Genomic DNA, 25,726 nt, shown 5'->3' with positions numbered 1-25,726 from the left:
TATCTTTATTAATACGATGCTACAATGTACTAGTATTTTAATAACTGATTCTAAAGGAGACGAAACATATAATGGTTTTTCCGTTCAATCATGAAGAATTTGTTAGTATGATGGATCAATACAATTTAAAATCAACAAGAATAACCATTCCAGAGCATACTATTTTAAATGATTTAGCTACAGAACATGAAAATTATCTTTTTTTAGTAAAGACTGGGATAATTGCCGGTTACATCGATTTTGATAAAAGGAAGATTTATTCTGTTTTTAATGATAATTTTTTTATGGGATATTTCACGATTTTTGATGATACACCACTCGCTCTAACTTGCCAGACGCTTACAGAATGTGATGTTTTACTTTATAAGAAAAAAGATGTTGAATATTCCTTGTCGCTATTCCCTGAAAATTTTGGATTTCAGTATACTATCATGAAAACTATCGCAAGACATGGTTATTATAAATCACTTCTGCAATATCAGAACAAAAAGAACCAATTGGCATTTGCTTTTGAAACACTTGTGACATTGCTTAATGTGGATATAATAGATGGAATTGCTACATTACCTAAGCCCATCAGTACAACTATTATCAAGAATTACTGTACACTATCCAAAGCTTTCTTCTATGCCCAATTAAAAGAACTAAAAGAAGCGAAAATCATCTCTAAAGTTCATTCACAATGGCAAATTGACATGAATGCTTTGAATAAGAAGAACGATATTACACGTTAAAAAAAAGAGGCTGCACTGGATGCGGCCTCCTTTTTATTTAAATAGTTAACGTATAAATATCAACTTGATGCACTTTTTCGCCATAAGTTGCTTCTTTTGTTTCCTCTTTTGTATAACCTAAATGTTTAAAAAAGCCACATGCTTTCTCGTTTTCAGCAAGCACGCCTAAAGCAAGCGAATCCGCCCCACCATCATTAGCCCACTCTTGAATTGTTTGATGAAGTACTTTTCCTAATCCGTTTCCACGTGCTGCTGGGGTTAACAATAGTAATCCTATGAACCAGCGACCTTTTCTTGGATAGTCTGACACAATATCAACTAGCCCAATTGGCTTTTCATTTTCATCAAGAACAGCCATTACAAATTTGTCAAAGCGTGTTTTCCCGTTTGGAATTTCTGTGATAATTTTTAGTGCATCACTTTTGGATGCGGGCTTATCTTGTTCTATTAAATAATAATCTTCTGAAGCACTGCAAACAGCTTCAGCAAGTGCGACATCTTTTTCCGTTAGAAATTTTACGTGATAATTACGTTTCATCATTTCACTCTTTTCTTTATCAAGTTTCCAAATCCATCATGCCATAAATTCCCTGTTGTTTCAATAGATAGTCAGAAATCCGGGTGATTTTATGCTATACTAGAATGAGTTTATGATGGAAAAGGAGTTATTATATTGTATAAATTAATTGCGATTGATATTGATGGAACGTTACTAACAGACGATCATAAGGTAACAACAGAAGTAAAAGATGCGATTCGGCACGCCAAGCAAAAAGGGGTAAAAGTGGTTCTTTGTACTGGGCGTCCACTTGTTGGTGTAGAAAATTACTTAACTGAGCTTGAACTGCGTGAAGAAGGCGACTATGTTATTAGCTTTAACGGCGCATTTGTCCAAGATACTTTTACAAAAGAAGTCATTTCTCACTTAACACTTGGAATAGAAGACTTAAAAGAAATCTATCAAGTAAGCCTAGATAGCAATTTACACATGCATTTCTTTGATAGTAAGGCCCTTTATACACCAAACCGAGAAATTGGTAAATATACAATTGTCGAAGCATACCTTACTGGCAGCCAACTTATTTTCAAAGAAATCGAAAATGTACCAGATGATTTTATTATGTCTAAAGCGATGTTTATTGAAGAAGCTCCACTTTTAGAAGCTGGTATCGCGAAACTACCAGAATCGTTTAAGGAAAAATACCATTTGGTTCGTAGCACACCATTTTACTTAGAAATTCTTAATCGTGATGCAAGTAAAGGGAATGCGGTACGAGAACTTTCTGAAAAGCTTGGTATAAAGCAAAGTGAAGTTATCTGCATCGGCGATCAAGAAAATGATGTAACGATGCTTGAATTTGCTGGACTTGGAATTGCAATGGGTAATGCACCAGAACATATAAAAGAATTGGCTGATTATACCACTGCCTCTAACAATGATAGTGGTGTTGCCAAAGCCATCCAAAAATTTGTGCTTGATAAATCTAACTAGTACTTTATCTTAGTTAGATTTATTGTGAACAATGCTTAAATATGTTATTATAAAACATGAAAAGAGAGCCATGCGTCAACATGACTCCCTTACAGTGCAAACACCATTTAAGATGGTGACAGCCTTATATGAGATTAAAAACCACTCATTTTTAGCCGCTCAAGCTTATGAGTGGTTTTTATTTTTTGTCATCTTTACTGTTCATGATTGTTACGATTAAGACTGCAAAAGCAATCATAAGCGTAAGACTCTCGAAAACAGTCACACGTTTATCCTTTCCAGGCAACGCTCCAAAAATAACATAAGCACCACCTACTTTCTGATGAAGAAGGCTGGCACACCACCATAAACTTGTTTGCCTAATTATTATAACATGTAGGAATCCGTAGAAAAAGCGCATCTGGAAATTCGCTTTTTCTGCTGCCTAAGCACATTTTCCTTATCTCATCTGCGTTTTTAACTATCTTTTTAAAAGAATATACTTTAAAATATATTAGTAGAGTTTTTATTAAAAAATCGTTTAAAATGGAGGTTATTTTTTATGGAACATCAAAAACGTTCACCATTTCCGAAAGACTTCTTATGGGGTTCTGCATCTGCAGCTTATCAAATTGAAGGTGCCTGGGACGCTGATGGTAAAGGAAAATCAGTGTGGGATGAATATGTTCGTATTCCAGGAACTACTTTTAAAGGAACAAATGGTGATGTAGCAGTTGACCATTACCATCGTTATAAAGAAGATGTGAAACTAATGGCCGAAGCTGGACTGAAAGCTTACCGTTTCTCCATTGCTTGGACTCGTATTTTTCCAAATGGTAAGGGAGAAGTCAACGAAGCTGGGTTACAATTTTATGATAACTTAATTAATGAATTGATTAAATATGAAATTGAACCACTGGTAACGCTTTATCATTGGGATATCCCACAAGCGCTATTTGATGAATATGGTGGCTGGGAATCGCGCCAAGTTATTGAAGACTTCACAAACTACTCCACTACCCTTTTCAAACGTTACGGAGATCGTGTGAAATACTGGATTTCCTTAAACGAACAAAATATCTTTGTTGGCATGGGTTATGGTCAAGCACTTCATCCACCAAAAGTGAGCGATCCAAAGAGAATGTACGCAGTGAACCATATTGCAAACTTAGCTAATGCTAGTGTTATCAAAGCTTTCCACGAGATCGTTCCTGATGGAAAAATCGGACCAAGTTTTGCTTATACACCACACTATCCAATCGATACAGACCCTAAAAACGTTCAAGCAGCGGATGATGCGGAAGAATTAAATAGTTACTTCTGGATGGATATGTATGCCTTTGGTCGTTATCCAAAAGCGGTTTGGAAATATTTAGAAGAAAATGATATTGCTCCAGTTATTGAAGCTGGAGACATGGAATTGCTTGCTTCTGCAAAACCAGATTTCATGGGAGTCAATTACTATCAATCTGCAACTGTTGCTTACAACCCACTTGATGGTGTTGGTCAAAACAATGAAATGAACTTCACTGGTAAAAAAGGTAGCACGAAAGAAACTGGTGTACCAGGTGTTTATAAAAAAGTGGTGAATCCGTTTGTAAAAACTACGAACTGGGATTGGACAATCGATCCAAAAGGTCTGCAAATTGCGCTTCGTCGTATCAACAGCCGCTATGCATTACCAATTTTAATCACCGAAAATGGTTTAGGTGAATTTGATAAATTAGTTGAGGGTAAAGTAAACGATGACTATCGTATCGACTACCTAAGCGCTCATGCTACCGCTATTCGCGATGCAATCAGTGATGGAGTTGATATGTTAGGATATTGCACTTGGAGCTTCACAGACCTTCTAAGCTGGCTAAACGGCTACCAAAAACGCTATGGCTTTGTTTATGTTGATCGCGACGTAGAGGATGATGCACCGATGACTCGTATTCCGAAAAAAAGCTACTATTGGTATAAAAAAGTAATCAAAACAAATGGGGAAGAATTATAATCGCATGACTATTCACCAAGATGCTCTCGAAAGAATTAATACCAAAATCGTGAAACTAAAAACACTTGATACTAACAAAAGTCTATTTGGCGCCGAGTCACATAATTATGAACTTCAAGCCCCTTTATCAGATGCTACTATCAACCAATTCGAAAAGTCACACCAAATAACCCTTCCGCCCGCTTACCGATTGTTTTTACAACAGATTGGAAATGGTGGCACCGGTCCTTATTATGGCTTAGAGTCTTTAGAAGATGGCGTATTTACTTCCTTAGATTACAAAGAAGCAAAATACGGATTACAAAATTTAAGCGAACCATTCCCTCATACGGATGAATGGAATCTTCCAGGAGATGTAAATAACATGTCTGAAGAAGCGTATCAAATTTGGGAAGAAGCGTGTTTTCAAGACGATATCACAAACGGTTTCTTGAGAATTGCTAATTTTGGATGTGGCGTCTCGATAAATTTAGTCGTAAATGGTGAAGCATACGGAGAAATCTGGGTTGACGATAGGTGTAATAGTAATGGAATTTACCCTGATTTTTATTTTGGTAATGAATCACGTTTAGACTTTCTTGCTTGGTACGAATTATGGTTAGATATATCTATCAAAGAATTTGAAAACTAATCCTATCTAAATTTAAAAAAGGTCTAGCTCTTGTCAAACACAAGAACTAGATCTTTTTTAATACCCGCGTTCTCTTTCCTCTTCCATTTTCAGCAACGAACTCGCAATCATTTGGAAGCATAAGATAAGCACCATAAAAATTAGTAACGGTGGTAAAATAATCCAAAATTGATGATTGGCAAAAACGAATTTGGCATTAGCAATTAAACCAGATAGCTCTGGAATGACCGGATTAAGCATTCCGTCATCAGCCCCTTTGATCGCACCACCAATAAAAATGCCCAAAATTGCCAAATGAACAAACATCTGTAAAACTTGGACAAGTTGCTCGAGCCAAATTAGTATCAGTTTAGACCAAATTTGTGGGTTAATATGCTTCGTTAAAATCCACCGAGCATTCCCTCCAAAAACAAGCGAATTCAAAACAAACTCTTTTTTCATCACTTGAGATATCTCACTGTTAATTCGATTAGTCGTAATTGGTAAAACGATAACAACCATGATTAACACTTGGAAAGCAATTCGTGTAAATAAACTTGTTTCAAATACACCAGAATAGCTAATGTACTCATTCACCATAACAATAAAAACCAGAAGCGATAACGGTAAATAATGCATCCCATCAGCAAGACTTTGAACAAAGTTTCGTGTTCTCGGTTTGCTGAAAAAAGCCAATGGAACAGCCAAAAGATAGCCAATAAAAACACGTAATGTCGCGATAAAGACAGCAATTATTAACGTATACTTAACCCCAACTAACAATTGATCCAAAATAGAATTACCTGCTCCATCAGTCCCAAGCCAAACTTCTGAATTTGGTTTAAACGGAGCCATTCCAGTTACTTTCCCCGATGAATCACTAATGAATTTTAGTGTATGAATTGTATCTCCCATTAATCCGTAAATTAGACTTACAACTAGCATAATCATAAGCGTGACTAGCGGAATGCTGAATGATGGCCGTTTTAAGCACTTCAAAATCGTTAATCTAGCTTTTCGCCATCTGCTTTTAAGGTCTACTTTTTCAGCAACGGTTTTCTGAAAGCTATTCCAGTGTAGCGGGATTTTCGTGATGGTTGCACTCGTAAGTGTTTTGCCACGGCTAATCCATAAGTCCACTAGCGCATAAAAGAAGTAAAACGGTGTAAAAATTAAGGCTAATATTAGGAAAGTATTTACCGGATTAAAGCCAGCTAAAAGATAATACAACACACCTTCAATTCCAAATAAAAATTCCACAATTAAGTAGGCGCTTAAAATAAACCAAATAATTGTTTTTGATTGGTAAAACAAGCTTTGGGCCATGTTCGGAGTCGCGTGCCGAAGTAAAATGGCTGTGTTTGTTAATCCTTTCCCGCGCGCAAGGTCGATGTAGTCTTCCTGCCATTCGTTTCTCATTAAAAGCATCATCATTTTATAAAATAACACGGTCGGAATAATTGATAAACAAACAATTGGTGCTGCATAGATTTGTTCTCCATTTAGGCTATAAAAGTTTAATGTGAAAATGCCAGTTTGTTGATATATATATACGACTAACATTTGAATAAGAAAAATAAAAGAAAAATCAGGAAATGCTTGAAGAAGTGATGAAAAGCCAGCTAATCCTTGGCGTAACCAGTTTGGACCGCGGAAAGTCAATATTACTAAAAGATAAGCAATCCCTAAAGAAATCAGTAAGCTAGCAATAATAATTTTCATCGTGTATGCGTATGGGCCGCTGATAAAATCATATAATGAGACATGGAAAACTTCTGCACTGCCTTGATAGGTGATTTCCCAGGTGGTTGGATGGATAATAGTCGTGAAAATCGACATTAATGCTTCCAGATAGGTTTCCGATGACCAGGAAGTCACTTTACTAAAAATCGCCGGTACACAGCTAATCAGAATAATCCCGATAATTCCTAAAAAATAATGTAGAAAAATTTTGACAACTTTTTTCATATGTATTATTTCTCCCTTTTTAGTTATCTTATATGTTAAAAAAATCTAGGACACATCCCCCTCTAAGACATGTCCAAGATCCTATTTATTTTAAATTCAAATGATCAATTTCATTTAATTTTTTTAGTGTAAATTCACCATTTTCATACTCTACGATACTAATACTTGTGTTTAAAATCCGAGGTGCTTCTTTGCGGTGGTCTTCAACAGTTCCACCTTGTAGCAAATATAATAGCAGTGTAAGTGACATGCCGTGAGATACGACTAAAATATTGCCACTTGGAGTTTCTGCGATGATTTTCTCTACACCACGCTGTAACCTTTCAGCAAGTTCATAATATGTTTCGCCACCGTTCACTTCTGCTTTATACGTTTCTGGACTATGAAGGATTTTTGCTCGCTCTTCTGGATGTTTTTCGTCTATTTCTGTTACAGTAATACCTTCCCAAGTTCCAAAGTGCATTTCTTTTAGTTCTTCTAGTTCGCGTATCTGAATGTCTCTGTTTCCTAAAATATATGCAGCAGTATCTTTTGTGCGTTTACTCGTACTCGTATAAACAGCATCAATCCGCGTATCTTTTAAAACTTCGCCGACTGCTTTTGCTCCGTCTATCCCTTCAGCAACAAGCGGTGAATCGCCCCACCCTTGCATTTGCCCAGTCATATTCCATTCTGTTTTGCCATGTCTTACAAAATAAATTGTTCGTAAACCTTCTGCCAAAATTCTGCCTCCTAATTACACATTCTCCTAAAATTGTATCATGAATAGGTATATTTTCAAGGCTTACTTTGTCATTTATCCGTATCTAATGGTTGTAAATGTGTCAAAATCTCTTCACGACGGTCTTCGAGATGTGGTGGTAAATCTATGTAAGTGCCGTTTTCTTTCGTGAAATCAGTTTGGAATCCAGGGCCATCCGTCGCGAGTTCAATTAAAATACCATTACTTTCACGGAAATAAAGCGAGTGGAAATAAAAACGGTCTACATATCCTGAATTATGGTAACCAAGGTCTTGAATCATTTCTGTCCAGCCGATTAAGTCACCATCTGTTGGCACACGGAACGCCACATGGTGAATCCCTCCAGCACCAAGATTTCCCTGTTCTAAATCTGGTCGCGATTCGACATGCACTTCCCCGCCAAGCCCGACAGCACCAGTTTTAAATACGGTGACTAATTTATCATCATCTTCATAGGCGCCAACTCGTTCAAAGCCTAATACCTTTGTTAAAAGTTGATCCGTTTTTTCTTTTTTGAAAACGGAGAAGCGAACTGGACCCAGACCGCGAATTGCATATTCAGCTGGAACCGGGCTATCTTCCCAATAAGAAAACTCTGTAAGCTGTGTACTTGTCTCATCAGAAATCAAATTAATTGGTAAGCCATCGATATCTTTCAAGCGAATAATTTGGCGACCGAATTGATTCATTGGTTTGCTATGAAAAATTTGGTGTTTATCGAGACGTTTATCCCAGTATCTAAGCGCTTCGTCATTTGGAACACGCAAACTAAGACCAGAAATAGCATTACGTGATGGCTTATTTCTAGCCATGTTAGGCACTTCGAAAAAAGTTAGCGCTGTCCCTGGTGAACCAATTTCATCCCCGTAGTACAAATGATAAGTGTATGGATCATCTTGATTCACGGATTTTTTTACTAATCGTAACCCGATTATTTTTGTATAAAAATCAAAGTTTGCGCGTGCATTTGCTGTGAAAACAGACACGTGATGAATTCCTGCTAATTTCATAAAAATCACTCTCCTAATTTTTTTAAAAGTTGAAGTAATACCTTTTGTTCTTTTCTAGATAATTTATCGAATTGCGATTGCTGAAAAGCTTCTTGTTTAGGAACATTTTCCAAGTAGCATTTTTTTCCTTTTTCCGTTAATTTGATGTGCTTTTCTCGTCCAGCTTTTGTTCGTGTGATGTAGTCCAGCTCTTCTAATTTTGTGAGGAGTTGAGTTACATTTCCTTTTGTCACAACTAATTTTTCTGCTAGTTGTTGTTGTGTAATCTCACTGTCCAGCCCTATCTGCGCAATACAGTCGAATTGTGCTGTCGAAATTCCGGCATCTCGTAAATTCTGATTGGTCAGCTTCATATTTCGATTATAAAACCGACTAAATCGAAACCAAAGTAAAACCCCTAGTCGTTCTTCTTTTTTAACCATGCTCATCCCCTCCTCTTGATACCATTAGTTTAGTTCTAAACTTTAATAAAAGCAAGTAATCTGGCTTTAATAAAAACAGACCCGTAGTTTGTCTACTGGCCTGCCCTTATTTACCTACTATATTATTGGTTTAAGAAATCAACAGCAATTCGCTTGTATACATCCACCATTTCCAAATAATTATCTATCGAAACATTTTCGTTTACTTGGTGAGGTGTTTCGTTTCCTGGTCCGAAGATAATAACTGGAAAGGCTTTTTTGGCTTTAGTAAATTCAGCTGCATCCGTTGTTCCGGAAATCCCCAGTAATGGAATTTCTTCTTTAATAATGTCTTTCGCCACATTTTTAGCAATTTTCACTAATTCTGAATTTTTATCGCTAAATACTGGTTGTTTGTCATAATTAAATATTAACTCTAGTTGCACATTTTCCTGTTTATTTAGCTCATTGATAATCTTCACTAGCACTTGTTTCACTGTTTCATTACTCATTTCTGGAATGGAGCGAATATTCCCTTGAAGTTCTGCTTTTTCAGGGATGCTATTCACTTGATTTCCACCATTAATTACGGTGACGTTATGAATAAAATCACCTAATATTTCGTTTGTAGTGTCGACCGATTTCGCAAACTTTTCTACTTCATTATAAAACAATAGCAAATTATCAATCGCATTAACACCGAATTCTGGCATTGAACTATGTGCATTTTTACCAGTAGATTTGACTGTATAATTAATTGAACCTTTATGCGCATAAACAATCCGATGTCCACTTGGTTCGCCGATAATCAAACCATCTATGTCATCTGCGTAACCTTGCGTAGTGAGCTGTTCCGCTCCGAGCTCTCCAACTTCTTCTCCAACTGTTGCCAATAATTTAATTTTCCCATTTAATTTAGTTTTTTCTTCATGAAGCTCAATCATCGCAATGACCATCGCAGCTAAACCAGATTTCATATCGGTAGAACCACGGCCATAAATTTTTCCATCCGATTCGGTTGCTTCAAATGGCGGAAAGGTCCACTTAGAAACATCTCCAGCATCCACCACATCCATATGACCGGAAAAAGCTAACACTCGTCCTTGCTCTGCGCCGATTTCGCTTATAAGACTCGCACGATCTGTGTCATAGTGCACCTTTTCAGCTTGGATGCTGTATTCCGCTAACAATTTTTGCAAATAATTCGCGACCTGTTCTTCATGTCCATTCGTTGAGTTAATGTTGATAATGTCTTTTAAAATTTGTAACTTTTTTTGTTGCTCCATTTCCTCGCCTTCCTTCCGTATTATCCATCATATATTTTCCCTGAATTTTTTTGAGTAAACAGAGAGAATAGTATCAAAAAGACTGTAAACATACTAATCTCTTAGTTTGTTTACAGCCTAAATTTCTTTTTAATCTAAATCTTCCCCATTAGTTCCAATTACTTTTTTATACCAGAAGAAAGAATCTTTTCTCGAGCGTTCTAGAGTTCCTTTGCCCCAGTCGTCTTGGTCTACGTAGATGAAGCCGTAGCGTTTTGACATTTCGCTGGTGGAGGCACTTACTAAGTCGATTGGCCCCCAGCTAGTGTAGCCGATTAAGTCGACGCCGTCTGCAATTGCTTCTTTCATTTGTTCGATGTGTTTGCGTAAGTAGTCAATTCGGTAATCATCATGAATTTTCCCATCTGCTTCTACTGTATCGTATGCTCCTAAACCGTTTTCCACAATGAAAAGTGGTAATTCATAACGGCTATAAAGATCATTTAGAGTCCAACGCAAGCCTTTAGGGTCAATTTGCCAGCCCCAATCGGATGACTCAAGGTATTCGTTTTTCACGCCACCCATTAAGTTTCCAGTAGAACGGTCTCCTTCTGGGCTAGCAGTTGCAGATAATGACATATAATAGCTGAATGAGATGAAATCAACTGTGTGCGCTTTTAAGATTTCGTCGTCGCCAACTTCTTTTACGATGTTGATGTCATTTTCTTGGAAGAAGCGATTCATGAAGCTAGGATATTCCCCGCGGGCATGAACATCTGTGAAAAATAGGTTTTGTTGGTTTTCAAATTGTGCTTTTAGAATATCATCTGGGTTGTTTGTTGCTGGATATGTTGCCATACGAGCAAGCATACAACCAACTTGTGCTCCTGGAATAATTTCATGTGCTAGTTTTGTAGCAAGTGCGCTCGCTACAAATTGATGATGCGCTGCTTGGTAAGAGACTTCTAACGGTTTTTTTTCTCCTTCTAAAAGTACGCCGCCACCAGTGTATGCGCTAAGAGAAATAACATTAATTTCGTTAAAAGTAAGCCAATATTTCACTTTGTTTTTATATCGTTTGAAAACAGTTTCTGCATAGTTAGTGAAAAAGCCAATAACGCGACGATCTGCCCAACCGTTATATTTTAAAGTTAAATTTAATGGCGTTTCGTAATGGGAAAGAGTTACTAATGGTTCGATATCGTATTTTAATAATTCATCAAATACACTATCATAAAAAGCGAGACCTTTTTCGTTTGGTTCTTTGTCATCACCATTCGGGAAAATACGAGCCCAGTTTAATGATAGACGGAATGTTTTAAAGCCCATTTCGGCAAATAGTGCGATATCTTCTTTATAATGATGATAAAAATCAACGCCGTCACGTTTTGGAAATCTGCCCTCCACTTTGCCAGCGATAATTGCTTCGATTTCTTCTCTTGAAACGTCTAATGCGTGGTCTTGTGTTCGTTCTTCTTTAGGAATAAATCTAACCATATCCGCTGTGGAAAGTCCTTTTCCATCAACGTCGTAAGCGCCTTCAACTTGATTCGCGGCAGTAGCCCCACCCCATAAAAATCCTTTTGGAAATTGTTTTTTCATTTCAGTCATTTTGTTCGCCCCTTCCGGCTAATTTCTTCTACTTTTTTAGTCTACCCTGTGTAATGCATTACAGGTCAAGAAGAAATTTCTAGCGAATGGTTATTTTTTTCAAAAGTTGAAGTGCTTCTGGTACGTCCTTCAAGTCCCAAGCTGGCAAAATGAACGGTGGAGTCACAATTGGTAATCGTTCTTCTTGGATGCAGACTTCCGGATTTTGTAGCCAAATGGAATGAATTCCTGCTCGGTTTGCGCCGATAATATCACTTTCAAAAGTATTTCCAATCATAACAGCCTGTGATGCTGCAATATTTAATTCCTTTAAGGTATATTCAAAAATAGTTTTATCCGGCTTTTCCATTTTTCCAGGTTGTAATTCTGAATTAGATGCATAAACGAAATCAAAAAAATCAAGAATACCGAAGTTTTGCAGAACTCGTTTTACCACTTCACTATCACTTGATGCTGTATTGCTCAAAATCGCTTGCTTAAATCCTAATTGTTTTACTTTTTCAAGTGTTTCGAGCGCATTTTTACGTAAAATAACTTCTGGGTAAGTATCAAGAGGATGATGGTCATACTTTGTGTTTGGTACGGTGTTCAACGTTTCGCCCATATCCCAAATAACATGTGTAATCAAATCACTTCACTCCTTTTTTAAAAGTATAACAAAAAAAGCCAAGTGCGCGCGAACGTGACACTTGGCTTTTTGGAATTAAATATTTGTGATTTCGTCAGTTACTTCAGCAGTTTCTTTAATAACTTCGGATTTTAGTTTGCGGTAACGGCCTATACCAGTACCAGCCGGGACAAGTTTACCTAGGATAACATTTTCTTTAAGTCCTAGAAGTTCATCACGTTTTCCTTTGATTGCAGCATCTGTCAAAACACGAGTTGTTTCTTGGAATGATGCAGCAGACAAGAAGGAGTCAGTTTCAAGGGAAGCTTTTGTAATCCCTAGAAGAACTGGACGACCTGTTGCTGGTTGGCTACCGCTTAAGATTGCTTCACGGTTAGCTTCTGTAAATGTATGAATATCCATTAATGTACCTGGTAAGATATTTGTATCTCCAGTGTCCATTACGCGGATTTTACGTAACATTTGACGAACCATTACTTCAACGTGTTTATCGCCAATTTCAACCCCTTGCATCCGGTAAACTTTTTGTACCTCTGCAAGTAAGTATTCTTGAACGGATAAAACGTCGCGAACACGAATCAAGGCTTTAGGATCAACAGAACCTTCAGTTAGAGCTTCCCCACGTTCTACAATGGAGCCTTCTTCTACACGCAAGCGAGCAGTATAAGGAATGTTGTAAGAACGGCGGTCATCTGTACCTTGGATAGTGATTTCTTGTTGACGATCACGACCTTCTTCGATAGAAACAACTTCTCCACCAACTTCAGTGATGATAGCTTGCCCTTTCGGATTACGTGCTTCAAAGATTTCTTGAATACGTGGAAGACCTTGCGTGATATCGTCTCCGGCAACCCCACCTGTATGGAATGTACGCATAGTAAGCTGAGTTCCTGGTTCCCCGATAGATTGAGCAGCGATGATACCAACTGCTTCTCCAACTTCGACTTCTGTACCAGTTGCCAAGTTTTTACCATAACATTTTTTACATACTCCGTGTTTAGTATTACATGTAAATGCGGAACGAATCGTAACTTCTTCAATTCCAGCTTCTACGATTTGAGTTGCAATAGCTTCTGTAATTAAGTCATTTTCACGTGCAATAACTTCATTTGTTTCTGGGTGACGAATTGTTTTACGAGAATAACGACCTTCCAGACGTTCTTCCAGTGGTTCGATGATTTCAGTACCTTCACGAATAGCCTTAATTGTAAGACCGCGGTCAGTGCCACAATCGTCTTCACGAATGATAACATCTTGAGCCACGTCAACAAGACGACGAGTAAGGTAACCAGAATCGGCAGTTTTAAGGGCTGTATCGGTAAGACCTTTACGCGCACCATGGGTAGAAATGAAATACTCTAAGACCGTTAGACCTTCACGGAAGTTAGATGTAATCGGCAATTCTACGATACGTCCGGATGGGTCAGCCATTAGTCCACGCATACCTGCAAGCTGTGTAAAGTTGGAGATGTTACCACGAGCTCCGGAGTCTTGCATCATGAAGATTGGATTTAAGCGATCCAAACTCAAGATAAGTTTTCCTTGGATTTCGTCTTTGGCAGCATTCCATACAGCGATAACGCGTTCGTATCTTTCATCATCAGTAATCAAACCACGACGGAATGATTTAGTGATTTTTTCAACTGTATCATGTGCTTTTTCAAGAATTTCATGTTTTTCTTCAAGTGTTAAGATATCCGCAATACCAACTGTCATACCAGCCTTAGTCGAGATCTTGAAGCCAAGATCTTTCATACGGTCAAGCATTTTGGAAGTTTCGGTAATATGGAATTTCTTGAAGACTTCCGCGATAATATTACCGAGGATTTTCTTCTTGAATGGGTCGATTAGTTCTTGTGCCGCAATATGAGCACGAACATCTGTAGTTGTATCAACGAAATATTTCTCAGGTGTTTCGATTTCTAAGTTGAATTTCGTTGGTTCGTTAATATAAGGGAACGATTTCGGTAAAATTGTATTGAAGATCAATTTACCAACTGTCGTAATTAATAATTGGTTACGTTGTTCATCAGTGAAACGTTCATTTGGAATCGAACCAGCGAATACAGCAATACGTGAATGTAAGTGTACATAGCCGTTTTGATATGCAAGTTGTGCTTCATTGATGTCTTTGAAGATTGTCCCTTCGCCGACAGCATTTTCACGTTCTAAAGTAAGGTAGTAGTTACCTAGCACCATATCTTGGGAAGGTGTTACAACTGGTTTACCATCTTTAGGATTCAAAATATTTTGAGCCGCAAGCATTAGAATACGAGCTTCTGCTTGTGCTTCTGCGGATAAAGGAACGTGAACCGCCATTTGGTCACCATCAAAGTCAGCGTTGTAAGCTGTACATACAAGAGGGTGAAGACGGATTGCGCGGCCTTCCACTAGCGTTGGTTCAAATGCTTGAATACCAAGTCTGTGAAGTGTAGGCGCCCGGTTAAGTAGTACCGGGTGTTCACGGATAACTTCTTCTAATACATCCCAAATTTCTGGTGACATACGTTCGATTTTACGTTTAGCGCTCTTAATGTTGTGTGCTAAACCGCGTCCAACAAGCTCTTTCATTACAAATGGTTTGAATAATTCAAGCGCCATTTCTTTTGGAAGACCACATTGGTACATTTTTAAGTTAGGTCCAACTACGATAACGGAACGACCAGAATAATCGACACGTTTACCTAGTAAGTTTTGACGGAAACGACCTTGTTTCCCTTTAAGCATATGAGAAAGGGATTTAAGCGGACGGTTACCCGGACCTGTTACTGGACGACCACGACGACCATTGTCAATTAAAGCATCGACAGCTTCTTGTAGCATCCGTTTTTCATTTTGCACGATAATGTTTGGCGCACCTAAATCAAGTAGGCGTTTCAAACGGTTATTCCGGTTGATTACCCGACGATATAAGTCATTCAAATCACTTGTTGCAAAACGTCCACCTTCAAGTTGTACCATTGGACGAATTTCTGGTGGGATAACTGGCAGTACGTCAAGCACCATCCAGCTAGGGTTGTTGCCGGAATTACGGAAAGCTTCCATAACTTCCAAGCGACGAATTGCACGAGTACGACGTTGACCTTGTGCGGATTTTAGTTCTTCTTTTAAATCATTTGTTTCTTTTTCTAAGTCGATATCGGCTAAGATTTTTTTTATTGCTTCTGCGCCCATACCAGCTGAGAAACCTTTACCATATTTTTCGCGATAAACGCGGTATTCACGTTCAGATAAAAGTTGTTTCTTCTCAAGTGGAGTGTCGCCTGGTTCAGTAACCACGTAGGATGCAAAGTAGATAATTTCTTCTAATGCACGTGGAGACATGTCCATAACAAGACCCATACGGCTTGGGATACCTTTGAAGTACCAAATGTGGGATACAGGAGCTGCGAGTTCAATGTGCCCCATACGTTCACGGCGCACTTTTGATTTCGTTACTTCTACTCCACAACGGTCACAAACTACGCCTTTATAGCGCACGCGTTTGTATTTACCACAAGAACATTCCCAGTCTTTCATTGGTCCAAAAATTCTTTCACAGAATAAGCCGTCACGTTCAGGTTTAAGCGTTCTGTAGTTGATGGTTTCAGGTTTTTTCACTTCACCGTGAGACCATGAACGAATTTTATCTGGAGATGCCAGACCGATTTTCATATACTCAAAATTATTAACATCTAACAAGTGCCCAACCTCCTAAATTAGTTTGGAGCATTCGCTTTAGGAAGTGCTTGGGGATTCCCGCACACTTCCTTGACTTTTCAGGTAAAGTCTTAGCGATCGCTTAATTTTATATTTTGCAAAAAACAAATCATTGTTTCTTATTGTTTTGGAGTCTCAATTATCGAACCGAATTACTCAGTCTTTTCAGCGGCTGCGTTTTCCGGTTGTACGATATTGAAGGCATCATTTTGATTAGTAAAGTCGTCATCATCCATGTCACGCATCTCGATCTCTTCTTCGTCTGCGGAAAGCATTTTAACGTCCATTCCAAGACTTTGAAGCTCTTTGATGAGTACTTTGAAGGATTCTGGCACACCAGGTTCTGGAACGCTTTCGCCTTTAACAATCGCTTCGTAAGTTTTCACACGACCAACCACGTCATCGGATTTAATCGTTAGGATTTCTTGAAGTGTATAAGCAGCACCATAAGCTTCCAGTGCCCATACTTCCATTTCACCAAAACGTTGTCCACCAAATTGCGCTTTACCACCAAGCGGTTGTTGCGTTACTAGAGAGTAAGGTCCAGTTGAACGCGCATGAAGTTTATCATCAACCATGTGGGCAAGTTTGATCATGTACATTACACCTACAGAGATACGGTTATCAAATGCTTCACCAGAACGTCCGTCATAAAGAATTGTTTTCGCATCGCGGGCCATACCAGCTTCTTCCACTGTGCTCCAAACGTCTTCTTCATTCGCTCCATCAAATACTGGAGTTGCAACATGAATTCCTAAAGCACGAGCAGCCATACCTAAGTGTAATTCAAGAACTTGTCCGATATTCATACGAGATGGTACCCCTAGTGGGTTAAGCATGATGTCAACAGGTGTTCCGTCTGGCATAAATGGCATATCTTCTTCAGGTAAAATACGGGAGATAACCCCTTTATTACCATGACGTCCAGCCATTTTATCGCCTTCGTGAATTTTACGTTTTTGTACAATATAAACACGTACTAATTGGTTTACACCAGGTGGCAATTCGTCTCCTGCTTCACGTGTAAAGATCTTCACGTCAAGCACGATTCCGCCGCCGTGAGGTACACGTAAGGAAGTATCACGAACTTCACGCGCTTTTTCACCAAAGATAGCATGTAGTAAACGTTCTTCAGCAGTTAGTTCGGTAACTCCTTTTGGTGTTACTTTACCAACTAGAAGGTCGTTATCTTTTACTTCTGCTCCGACACGGATAATTCCACGTTCGTCAAGGTCGCGTAAAGCATCTTCCCCAACGTTTGGAATATCACGAGTCATTTCTTCAGGTCCGAGTTTTGTATCACGAGCTTCTGATTCAAATTCTTCAATATGAATCGAAGTATAAACGTCATCTTTTACAAGACGTTCACTCATGATGATTGCATCCTCGTAGTTATAACCGTCCCAAGTCATGAATGCAACAAGTACGTTACGACCTAGAGCAAGTTCACCGGAATCCATTGAAGGACCATTACCAAGGATTTCTCCTTTAACAACGCGGTCTCCTTCAGCTACGTTTGGACGTTGGTTATAACAAGTACCTTGGTTAGAACGAACAAATTTACGTAAAGTATATTTATCAATTCCGCCAGTTACTTCTTTGCCATCCACTAGAGATACACGACGAACCCAGATTTCACGAGCTTCAACGTGTTCTACAATACCGTCATGTTTGGCAGTTACAGCAGCACCAGAGTCTTTTGCAGATACGTGTTCCATACCTGTTCCAACAAATGGAGCTTCAGGGTGCATAAGAGGAACTGCTTGACGCTGCATGTTCGCTCCCATTAGCGCACGGTTACTATCATCGTTTTCAAGGAATGGGATACATGCTGTCGCAACAGATACAACCTGTTTAGGCGATACATCCATGTAATCAATACGTTCTTTTTCTACCGCTAAGTTTTCTGAACGGAAACGAGCCATAACTTCTTCTTCTGTGAAAGTACCTTCATCGTCTAATTTCGAGTTCGCTTGCGCTACTACGTAATTATCCTCTTCATCCGCAGTTAGATAGTCAATCTTATCTGTAACACGGTTTGTTTCAGGATCTACGCGGCGGTAAGGCGTTTCAATAAAGCCGAATTTATTTACTTTTGCAAAGGAAGAAAGGGAGTTAATTAAACCAATGTTTGGTCCCTCTGGCGTTTCAATCGGACACATACGGCCATAGTGAGAGTAATGCACGTCACGTACTTCATAACCAGCACGTTCACGCGTCAAACCACCAGGTCCAAGCGCTGAAAGACGACGTTTATGCGTAAGTTCGCCAAGTGGATTTGTTTGATCCATAAACTGAGATAACTGCGAGCTACCAAAGAACTCTTTAATGGATGCAACTACTGGGCGAATATTAATCAATTGTTGTGGAGTAATTGTAGTCATATCTTGAATAGACATACGTTCACGAACCACACGTTCCATACGGGATAAACCGATACGGAATTGGTTTTGTAAAAGTTCACCAACAGAACGAAGACGACGATTACCTAGGTGATCGATGTCATCTGTATCGCCAACACCATGTAGCAAGTTAAAGAAGTAGCTAATGGATGAAATAATATCAGAAGGCGTGATGTGTTTTACGTTTTCTTCAATATACGCATTACCAATGATGTTGATTTCTTTTTCTTCATCATTTGGTGCGTAGATTTTAATAGATTGAACGAGTACGCTATCTTCCATAACTCCATCAGTTGGACGAAGTGTACGGAAACCTACACCGTTTTCTAAATTAGGAATAATTTGATCTAAATTACGACGATCCAAAATGTCACCTTTAGAAGCGATAATTTCACCAGTTTCTGGATCCACTAAAGTTTCTGCTAATGTTTGATTGAATAGACGGTTTTTTAGATGTAATTTTTTGTTGATTTTATAACGTCCAACGCTTGCAAGATCATAGCGTTTTGGATCAAAGAAACGAGAAACCAGTAAGCTTCTAGCATTATCAACTGTTGGGGGTTCACCCGGACGTAATCTTTCGTAAATTTCTAGAAGTGCTTTTTCAGCATTGTCAGTGTTGTCTTTTTCAAGCGTGTTGCGCAAGTAGTCATTGTCCCCGATTAAATCAATAATTTCTTGATCGGAACCAAAGCCTAGTGCACGAAGTAAAACCGTTACTGGTAATTTACGTGTACGGTCAATACGAACGTGTACAACGTCTTTAGCATCTGTTTCGTACTCAAGCCAAGCCCCACGGTTAGGGATGACTGTAGAACCAAAGCCTTTTTTACCATTTTTGTCGAGTTTTCCGTTGAAGTAGACACCTGGAGAACGAACTAATTGGGAAACGATAACACGTTCTGCCCCATTAATAATGAACGTACCCATTTCAGTCATTAACGGGAAATCTCCCATAAATACTTCTTGGTCTTTTACTTCGCCGGTTTCTTTGTTGATTAGGCGCAACTTCACGCGTAGTGGAGCCGCATAGTTTGCATCACGGTTCTTAGATTCTTCTACCGAGTATTTCGGCTCTCCAAGATCGTAATCAATGAATTCTAAAGATAAATTACCCGCAAAATCCTCAATTGGCGAAATATCGCGGAACATCTCACGTAGCCCTTCATCTAAGAACCATTGGTAAGAAGCTGTTTGAATCTCAATTAAGTTTGGTAATTCAAGTACTTCACTGATTCGCGCAAAACTTCTACGCGTACGATGCCGTCCATATTTTACATCATGTCCTGAATGTCCTGACAAACTATTCACCCCTCAAATTAATTAAAAAATTTATAAGCACACTTGTTAATTATGGTTGCGAAAACAATGGAACCTTCCGTATCCGAGGTTTAAGACGCTAGCAGTTTTTTGCTACGTGCAAAATATACTGGCTTAAACACCGTGCATCAAAATTTTCCTTTTTGTTTCTAATCTTGGCTTGCAAACACGCATCCAAGAAGCATTTCCAGAGTTAACATAAGTGGAACTTTCGTACAAAAAATATTCTATTTAGACAAAAAGAAAGCGGATTTCATATTGCTGAAACTCCCTAGAAAATAATTTTCCTTAAAAGTGTCAGTACAAGACGGAAAAAGTTTATACCGTTTTGTATTTTTGAAAGCCACATCTATGTCTTCTATTTTGCCAAAATCGATTGCAAATGCTTGATTTTCGACAGCATTTTCGCTTAATAATAAACACAAAAAACAGTTTCGATTCTTTTGGCATTATATAATAATACAATAACCATTAGCCAATGTCAATAGAAAATAGAAATAAACACGAACGAAGAGGCTCATTCGTGTTTATAAAATGTTAAATTAAAATATTTCTTTCATTTTCGCTGATTTGGAATGTTTTAGTACTTAAATTTGCTTTTAATGTCGCTGTAATTTTATTTGTTTTGTTTTTGCGAATAATAACGATTTCATTTGAGCTAGGTGTCTCAATTTCTATACTTCCTTCCAAATCAAACGCTTCAGAAGTATTTCTAAATCTCAGTAAATTGCACAACGCTTTAACAACTGGTCTTTTTACTTCATTTTTAATTTCATCTATTGTGTAGTAATGACGATTAATATTACGCCCTTCTTTTGTTTCCTCTAAAAGGTCAATATCATTTTTGCCAGCAAGTAAACCAACATAATAAATTTGCGGAATCCCCGGCGCAAAACATTGAATTACTCTCGCCAACAAGTAACTTTTGTCATCGTCACCCAAAGCACTATAATAGGTACTATTAATTTGATAAATATCCAGGTTATTATATTTTTCAGAGGAATATATCTTTTTAACATTAGCTCCTATTTTGTATAATTCCGCTGAGGTATAATCGAGTTCCTCATCTGTTAATAAATCGCGTGCATCCACAACGCCAATGCCATCATGCGTATCTAAAGTAGTAAATTGCTTCATCGGACTCATTTCTAACCATTTAGCTAAACGTTCCACTCGGCCACTATATAACGAGTACAGCATCACCATGGGTAACGCAAAATCATAGATATAATAATCATGGTTCGCGATTTTCATTTGGATGGAATAATGTTCATGAATTTCTGGTAATAATTCCATATCATATTTGGCCGCTTCTGCTTTCACTTCATCCAGTAAATCCCAAATTTCTGGTTCTACAAAAAAATCATTTGTATCTAATTTTTTAATTGCATAAGCAAAGGCGTCAAGGCGCAAAATAGAACAACCATGTGCAGCCATATTTTTTATCGTTTGACGAATAAATTCTTTTGTAACTTCGGCTGTCACATCTAAATCAATTTGTTCTTCCCCAAAAGCATTCCAAACTAATTCCGTTTCTCCATCAGCAAATTCAACTTCTTGGAAAGGTGCCTTGTCTTTTCTCTTATAAATTAAATCTAAGTCTTTTTCATTTGGTCTACCCGGAGGAAAGAAATCATTGATACGAATAAACATATCTTTATACTTTGAGTTTAAATGCTCTTTTTTAAAATCTTGAAAGAAGAGTGATTCGCGAGAAATGTGATTAATCATAAAATCAAACATTAAATAATACTTTTCGCCTAATTTCTCGATCATTTCCCAAGAGCCTAGGTCGCTATCTACTGTTGTGTAATCACTTGGCGCAAACCCTCGATCTCCAGTGGATGGAAAGAACGGCAATAAGTGAATCCCGCCAACCGCATCTTCAAAATAAGTTTCCATCACCTTGGATAATTCTTCCATATTTTCCCCTAAACTATCAGAATAAGTAATTAACATAGCTTTATTTTTAATTTGCAATCAGTCTACCTCCAAAACCCTTGAGAAAACGGCACCTGTATATGCAGGTATTTCAAGGACATTTTCTACCATTTCTGGCAACGCTACATTAGCAAGTACCTGTTCATAAGTACCTTCAATGCATAATTGATTTTCAGAATCAGAAAAATTCACGATGATTAAGAGCTCAGCGTCATCTGTTTTACGTTTGTAAGCAATAACTTCATCACTTGATTCTACTGGCAGTAATTCTCCATAAACAGCCACTTCTTTATATTTACTAGAATCACTTCTTAAATGGATTAATTTCTTATAAAAATTCAATACGGAATTATCATCGTTTTGTTCCTGCTCTACGTTAATATCAAGGTAATTAGGGTTTGCTTTCAACCAAATTTCATCCGAGTCGGAAAAACCAGCGTTCTTTTGATTATTCCATTGCATTGGTGTTCTTGAATTATCCCTACTACGCCGATACATTCCTTCAAGCGCTTCTTCCGGACTCATTCCAGAGAGAATTGCGCGATGGTATTGATCGTGCGTCGCGATATCGTTATAATCATCTATACTTTCCATCCGAGTATTACTCATGCCAATCTCTTGTCCTTGATAAATGAACGGCGTACCGTGCAACATCATAAATAACATGCCTAGCATTTTTTTGCTACGATCATCTTGGTATTCTTGAGGTAAATACTTATTTATCGAACGCGGTTGATCATGATTTTCTAAGTATTTTGCCCCCCAACCATTTCGCTGTGTCACCAGTTCATTGGTAATTATTTTCTCTTTTAATTCTTTTACTGTCCATTCTGAATTCTTGAACCATTCGCCTGTTTCAGGAGTATCAATATCTGTATAGCTAAAATCAAACACCATACGGAAATGACCATTTTCACCTATAAATTCAGAAAGTCTTTCTTCAGGCACATCCGCCTCAGCCACAGTAAATGCATTATGTTTTTTAAATGTCCGTTCGTCAATCTCCTTGAGCCACTCTTCAATTCCCGGCTGATTTAAAATCCAATGACCGATGAAAACCAAGCCATCTTCCCCGTCCGCTGGGAAAGTACCGTACTCAATTCTTTTCTTCAAATTTAAAATAGCATCAATTCTAAAGCCACCTAAACCTTTTTCAAGCCACCAGTTAATCATTTGGATACATTCATTACGCACTACAATGTTTTCCCAGTTTAAATCTGGCTGTTTTTTAGAAAAAGCATGCAGGTAAAACATGTTTTCCTCACCTGGTACGGCTTCCCACGCAGATCCCCCAAAATAAGAACGCCAATTATTAGGCGGGTTTCCATTTACACCCTCTCGGAAAATATAATAATCTCGATATTTACTTTTTGGGTCAGCTATTGCTTTTTCAAACCATTCATGTTCATCAGATGTATGGTTTACCACCAAATCCATCAATATTTTTATTCCTAATTTTTCTGCCTTCTCAATTAATTCATCCATATCACTCATCGTTCCAAACATTGGATCAATCTCATAGTAATCAGAAATGTCATAACCACCATCATCCATAGGTGATTTATAGACCGGACAAAGCCAAATCACATTAATACCTAAATCTTTCAAATAAGGAAGTCGTTCTATAATTCCTCTAATATCTCCAATGCCATCCCCATTTGAATCTTGAAAACTACGCGGATAGATTTGGTACACTACCGATTCTTTCCACCATTCTTTCGTTTCTGTTATTTCCACTATTAATCTATCTCCTATCCTTTAACAGCACCACTCGTAATGCCTTCAACATAATATTTTTGCAAATAAATAAACAGTATTGTAATTGGTACCGCAATCAATATACAGCCAGCCGCAAACGTTGTATACATTGTATTTGCCGTTGTTTGATTCAACATGGAATATAAACCTATCGACACTGTATATTTAGGCACATTGTCTCCCATAATCACTTTAGCAAAAATAAAATCCATCCAAGGCAACATAAATGCCATTAAAGCTGTGTATACAATAATAGGCTTAGACATTGGTAAAGTTATTTTTGTAAAGATACTTAATTTCGTCGCCCCGTCCATCATTGCCGATTCGTCCAAAGATTTTGGTATTGTATCAAAAAATCCTTTTGCAATATAAAAAGTTAATGCAGCTGTAGATGAATAAATTAACACAAGCGCCGTTAGAGATTGCGTTAATCCAAATGCTTTTAAAATATAGTAAACTGCTATCATGCTCATAAAAGCAGGAAACATATTTAAAACTAGCGCTGTTTTTAACATTGTCTTTTTAAATCTAAAGCGAAGTCTAGATAACACATAAGCCATCGAAACGGTTATAAAAGTGCTCAATAAACAGGAACACACCGCAACAATCATTGTATTTTTAACCCATAACATAAAAGGAAAATTTTCATGATTTTCAAATAGGTAAGCAAAATGATCTAGCGTATATTCTTTCGGAAAGATATACGAAACAAATTGTCCACTTTCCGCTCTAAAAGCTGTCAAAACAATCCAGATAATCGGGAATATCCAGATACACCCGAGCACTACCAACAATAAGTTAGGCCATACTGTAGCTCTTTTCATTTCAGTTGCTCCCTTCTTTATAAGAATTTGTACGTGTGTAGGCAAATAACGAGAATGCCGCGCTAAGAATGAATGTTACAATCCCAATAACCGAAGCTAAATTATAATCCGCAGCTTCTACTGTTAATTTATAAAGCCATGTCACGAGCAAATCCGTATCCCCAGCACCATAGAAGTTACTATTCGAAGGTCCTCCACCAGTCAAGAGATAAATCACATTAAAGTTATTTATATTTCCAATAAATTGTTGAATCAGACTTGGCAACATCACCGTTAAGATTTGAGGGAAAGTTATGTATCTAAATAAATGAAAACTGTTACCTCCATCCATTCGCGCCGCTTCCAATTGATCTTTCGGTAGATTCATTAAAATCCCCGTGGCGATTAACATAGTTACCGGAATCCCAATCCACATATTGACAAATATGACGGATACCTTTGCCAGCAAAGCATCTGTCAAAAATGGTATCGGCTCAGCTATAATTCCCCAATTAAGTAACATCGTATTAAGCGGTCCTGCTGCATGCAACAAGTTCTGCATTACGAGAAGTGACACAAACGGAGGTACCGCCATAGTTATAACAAAGATAGTGCGCCAAAACTTTTTGAATTTAACACCCTTATGATTAATAAGAAGTGCAAGCAATACGCCAAAAAAGAAACAAGTAGCAGTAGCTAAAAGCGCCCAAATAAGTGTCCATCCAAGCACCGGAAAGAACGTACTGGAAACATCACCATTTAGCACATTTTTAAAGTTAACAAATCCTACCCATCCAAATAAATTCCTTGGTGGTAAATGTTCATGATCATAATTGGTAAAAGCCAAAGAAATCATATAAACAAGTGGCATTATCGTAAACACCACAACCCCAATCATCGGGATCGTCAGTAAAGTTACATGAAATTTATTGTCTAGCAAACTCTTTAAGTCTTCCTTAAATGTTGGGATTTTTTTATTTTCCCGCCGGAAGCCCTCCACCTGGCTAGCGCTTCTAATATTAGCAAGGTACAAGAAGAGAAATAGTACACAAATAACAACTGTCATAATCCCATATATTAGCATCAGCATGGAATTATCGCCCGGTGTTCGAACCATAATACCTAAACTCTTATCAAAATTCCACGATTGGTTAACTGTCCCTAATGTCGCCATACCTTGAATTAAGGTAATGCCATAAAACACAAAGAAAAACAAGAAAGCAAGTTCACTAAAAAGAAATAGAAGTCCCTTCGCAATTTGCTTATGGGCCAAATTACCAGCCCCCATAATTACATAAGATAATCTCGTAGAAACAGAACCATTCTTAAAAATATTAAAATAATTCTTCTTAACCATCATATAC

Annotated in this window: 19 protein-coding genes and 1 pseudogene; 4 read left to right on the top strand and 16 right to left on the bottom strand. The window is 37.9% G+C overall.

Going from position 1 to position 25,726, the window contains the following annotated elements; genetic code table 11:
- Positions 1-71 precede the first annotated feature (71 nt).
- Positions 72-734, top strand: coding sequence for a Crp/Fnr family transcriptional regulator (locus CKV67_RS01370; RefSeq protein ID WP_014091796.1), 663 nt, complete (start codon positions 72-74; stop codon positions 732-734).
- 37 nt (positions 735-771) lie between these two features.
- On the opposite strand, the gene CKV67_RS01365 is transcribed toward CKV67_RS01370, so the two are convergent.
- Positions 772-1,272: a GNAT family N-acetyltransferase gene (locus CKV67_RS01365; RefSeq protein ID WP_025279721.1), complete on the bottom strand. Its 501-nt coding sequence runs from the start codon at positions 1,270-1,272 to the stop codon at positions 772-774.
- A 135-nt stretch (positions 1,273-1,407) separates the two neighbouring features.
- Between CKV67_RS01365 and yidA the strand changes: the two genes are divergently transcribed.
- Positions 1,408-2,226, top strand: coding sequence for a sugar-phosphatase (gene yidA / locus CKV67_RS01360; protein ID WP_025279720.1), 819 nt, complete (start codon positions 1,408-1,410; stop codon positions 2,224-2,226).
- Between the two features lie 178 nt (positions 2,227-2,404).
- Here the strand turns inward: yidA and CKV67_RS14945 are convergent, their stop codons facing one another.
- Positions 2,405-2,464, bottom strand: coding sequence for a hypothetical protein (locus tag CKV67_RS14945; protein ID WP_349911875.1), 60 nt, complete (start codon positions 2,462-2,464; stop codon positions 2,405-2,407).
- A gap of 303 nt (positions 2,465-2,767) precedes the next feature.
- Here CKV67_RS14945 and CKV67_RS01355 point away from each other — a divergent pair, with 303 nt between their 5' ends.
- Positions 2,768-4,204: a glycoside hydrolase family 1 protein gene (locus CKV67_RS01355; RefSeq protein WP_014091793.1), complete on the top strand. Its 1,437-nt coding sequence runs from the start codon at positions 2,768-2,770 to the stop codon at positions 4,202-4,204.
- Positions 4,205-4,208: 4 nt separating this feature from the next.
- Positions 4,209-4,835 carry an SMI1/KNR4 family protein gene (locus CKV67_RS01350; protein ID WP_014091792.1) on the top strand — a complete coding sequence of 209 codons (627 nt, stop codon included), beginning with the start codon at positions 4,209-4,211 and terminating at the stop codon, positions 4,833-4,835.
- Positions 4,836-4,892: 57 nt separating this feature from the next.
- On the opposite strand, the gene CKV67_RS01345 is transcribed toward CKV67_RS01350, so the two are convergent.
- The 14 genes and pseudogenes from CKV67_RS01345 to CKV67_RS01280 all read right to left on the bottom strand — a co-directional run bounded on the left by CKV67_RS01345 (position 4,893) and on the right by CKV67_RS01280 (position 25,722).
- The gene (locus tag CKV67_RS01345) at positions 4,893-6,782 is read right to left on the bottom strand and encodes an ABC transporter permease subunit (protein WP_014091791.1); all 1,890 of its coding nucleotides are present in this window, start codon (positions 6,780-6,782) and stop codon (positions 4,893-4,895) included.
- An 85-nt stretch (positions 6,783-6,867) separates the two neighbouring features.
- A complete protein-coding gene (locus CKV67_RS01340) occupies positions 6,868-7,503 on the bottom strand; it encodes a histidine phosphatase family protein (RefSeq protein ID WP_014091790.1) in 636 nt (211 codons plus the stop codon).
- A 71-nt stretch (positions 7,504-7,574) separates the two neighbouring features.
- Complete coding sequence (locus tag CKV67_RS01335; protein WP_014091789.1) at positions 7,575-8,534, bottom strand: ring-cleaving dioxygenase; 960 nt, start codon at positions 8,532-8,534, stop codon at positions 7,575-7,577.
- A 5-nt stretch (positions 8,535-8,539) separates the two neighbouring features.
- Positions 8,540-8,956, bottom strand: coding sequence for a MarR family winged helix-turn-helix transcriptional regulator (locus tag CKV67_RS01330; protein ID WP_014091788.1), 417 nt, complete (start codon positions 8,954-8,956; stop codon positions 8,540-8,542).
- Between the two features lie 122 nt (positions 8,957-9,078).
- Positions 9,079-10,221: an ArgE/DapE family deacylase gene (locus tag CKV67_RS01325; protein ID WP_014091787.1), complete on the bottom strand. Its 1,143-nt coding sequence runs from the start codon at positions 10,219-10,221 to the stop codon at positions 9,079-9,081.
- A gap of 129 nt (positions 10,222-10,350) precedes the next feature.
- Entirely contained in the window at positions 10,351-11,811 is a 1,461-nt protein-coding gene (locus tag CKV67_RS01320) for a glycoside hydrolase family 1 protein (RefSeq protein WP_025279719.1), read from the bottom strand.
- A 79-nt stretch (positions 11,812-11,890) separates the two neighbouring features.
- Positions 11,891-12,439, bottom strand: a complete 549-nt coding sequence (locus CKV67_RS01315) for an HAD family hydrolase (RefSeq protein ID WP_014091785.1) — start codon at positions 12,437-12,439, stop codon at positions 11,891-11,893.
- A gap of 75 nt (positions 12,440-12,514) precedes the next feature.
- Complete coding sequence (rpoC, locus tag CKV67_RS01310; protein ID WP_014091784.1) at positions 12,515-16,120, bottom strand: DNA-directed RNA polymerase subunit beta'; 3,606 nt, start codon at positions 16,118-16,120, stop codon at positions 12,515-12,517.
- Between the two features lie 170 nt (positions 16,121-16,290).
- Positions 16,291-19,842: a DNA-directed RNA polymerase subunit beta gene (rpoB, locus tag CKV67_RS01305; protein ID WP_038408302.1), complete on the bottom strand. Its 3,552-nt coding sequence runs from the start codon at positions 19,840-19,842 to the stop codon at positions 16,291-16,293.
- 245 nt (positions 19,843-20,087) lie between these two features.
- Positions 20,088-20,332, bottom strand: a pseudogene (locus CKV67_RS01300) (hypothetical protein).
- 65 nt (positions 20,333-20,397) lie between these two features.
- Positions 20,398-21,840, bottom strand: a complete 1,443-nt coding sequence (gene gtfA, locus CKV67_RS01295) for a sucrose phosphorylase (protein ID WP_014091782.1) — start codon at positions 21,838-21,840, stop codon at positions 20,398-20,400.
- Complete coding sequence (locus tag CKV67_RS01290) at positions 21,841-23,538, bottom strand: alpha-glucosidase (protein ID WP_003745355.1); 1,698 nt, start codon at positions 23,536-23,538, stop codon at positions 21,841-21,843. It lies immediately after the preceding gene.
- 14 nt (positions 23,539-23,552) lie between these two features.
- A complete protein-coding gene (locus CKV67_RS01285; RefSeq protein WP_014091781.1) occupies positions 23,553-24,383 on the bottom strand; it encodes a sugar ABC transporter permease in 831 nt (276 codons plus the stop codon).
- A gap of 1 nt (position 24,384) precedes the next feature.
- Positions 24,385-25,722: a carbohydrate ABC transporter permease gene (locus tag CKV67_RS01280; protein WP_025279718.1), complete on the bottom strand. Its 1,338-nt coding sequence runs from the start codon at positions 25,720-25,722 to the stop codon at positions 24,385-24,387.
- Between the last annotated feature and the right edge of the window lie 4 nt (positions 25,723-25,726).

The organism is Listeria ivanovii subsp. ivanovii, from assembly GCF_900187025.1.
GTDB classification, from domain to species: domain Bacteria; phylum Bacillota; class Bacilli; order Lactobacillales; family Listeriaceae; genus Listeria; species Listeria ivanovii.
This window is presented reverse-complemented; position numbering and strand designations above follow the sequence as displayed.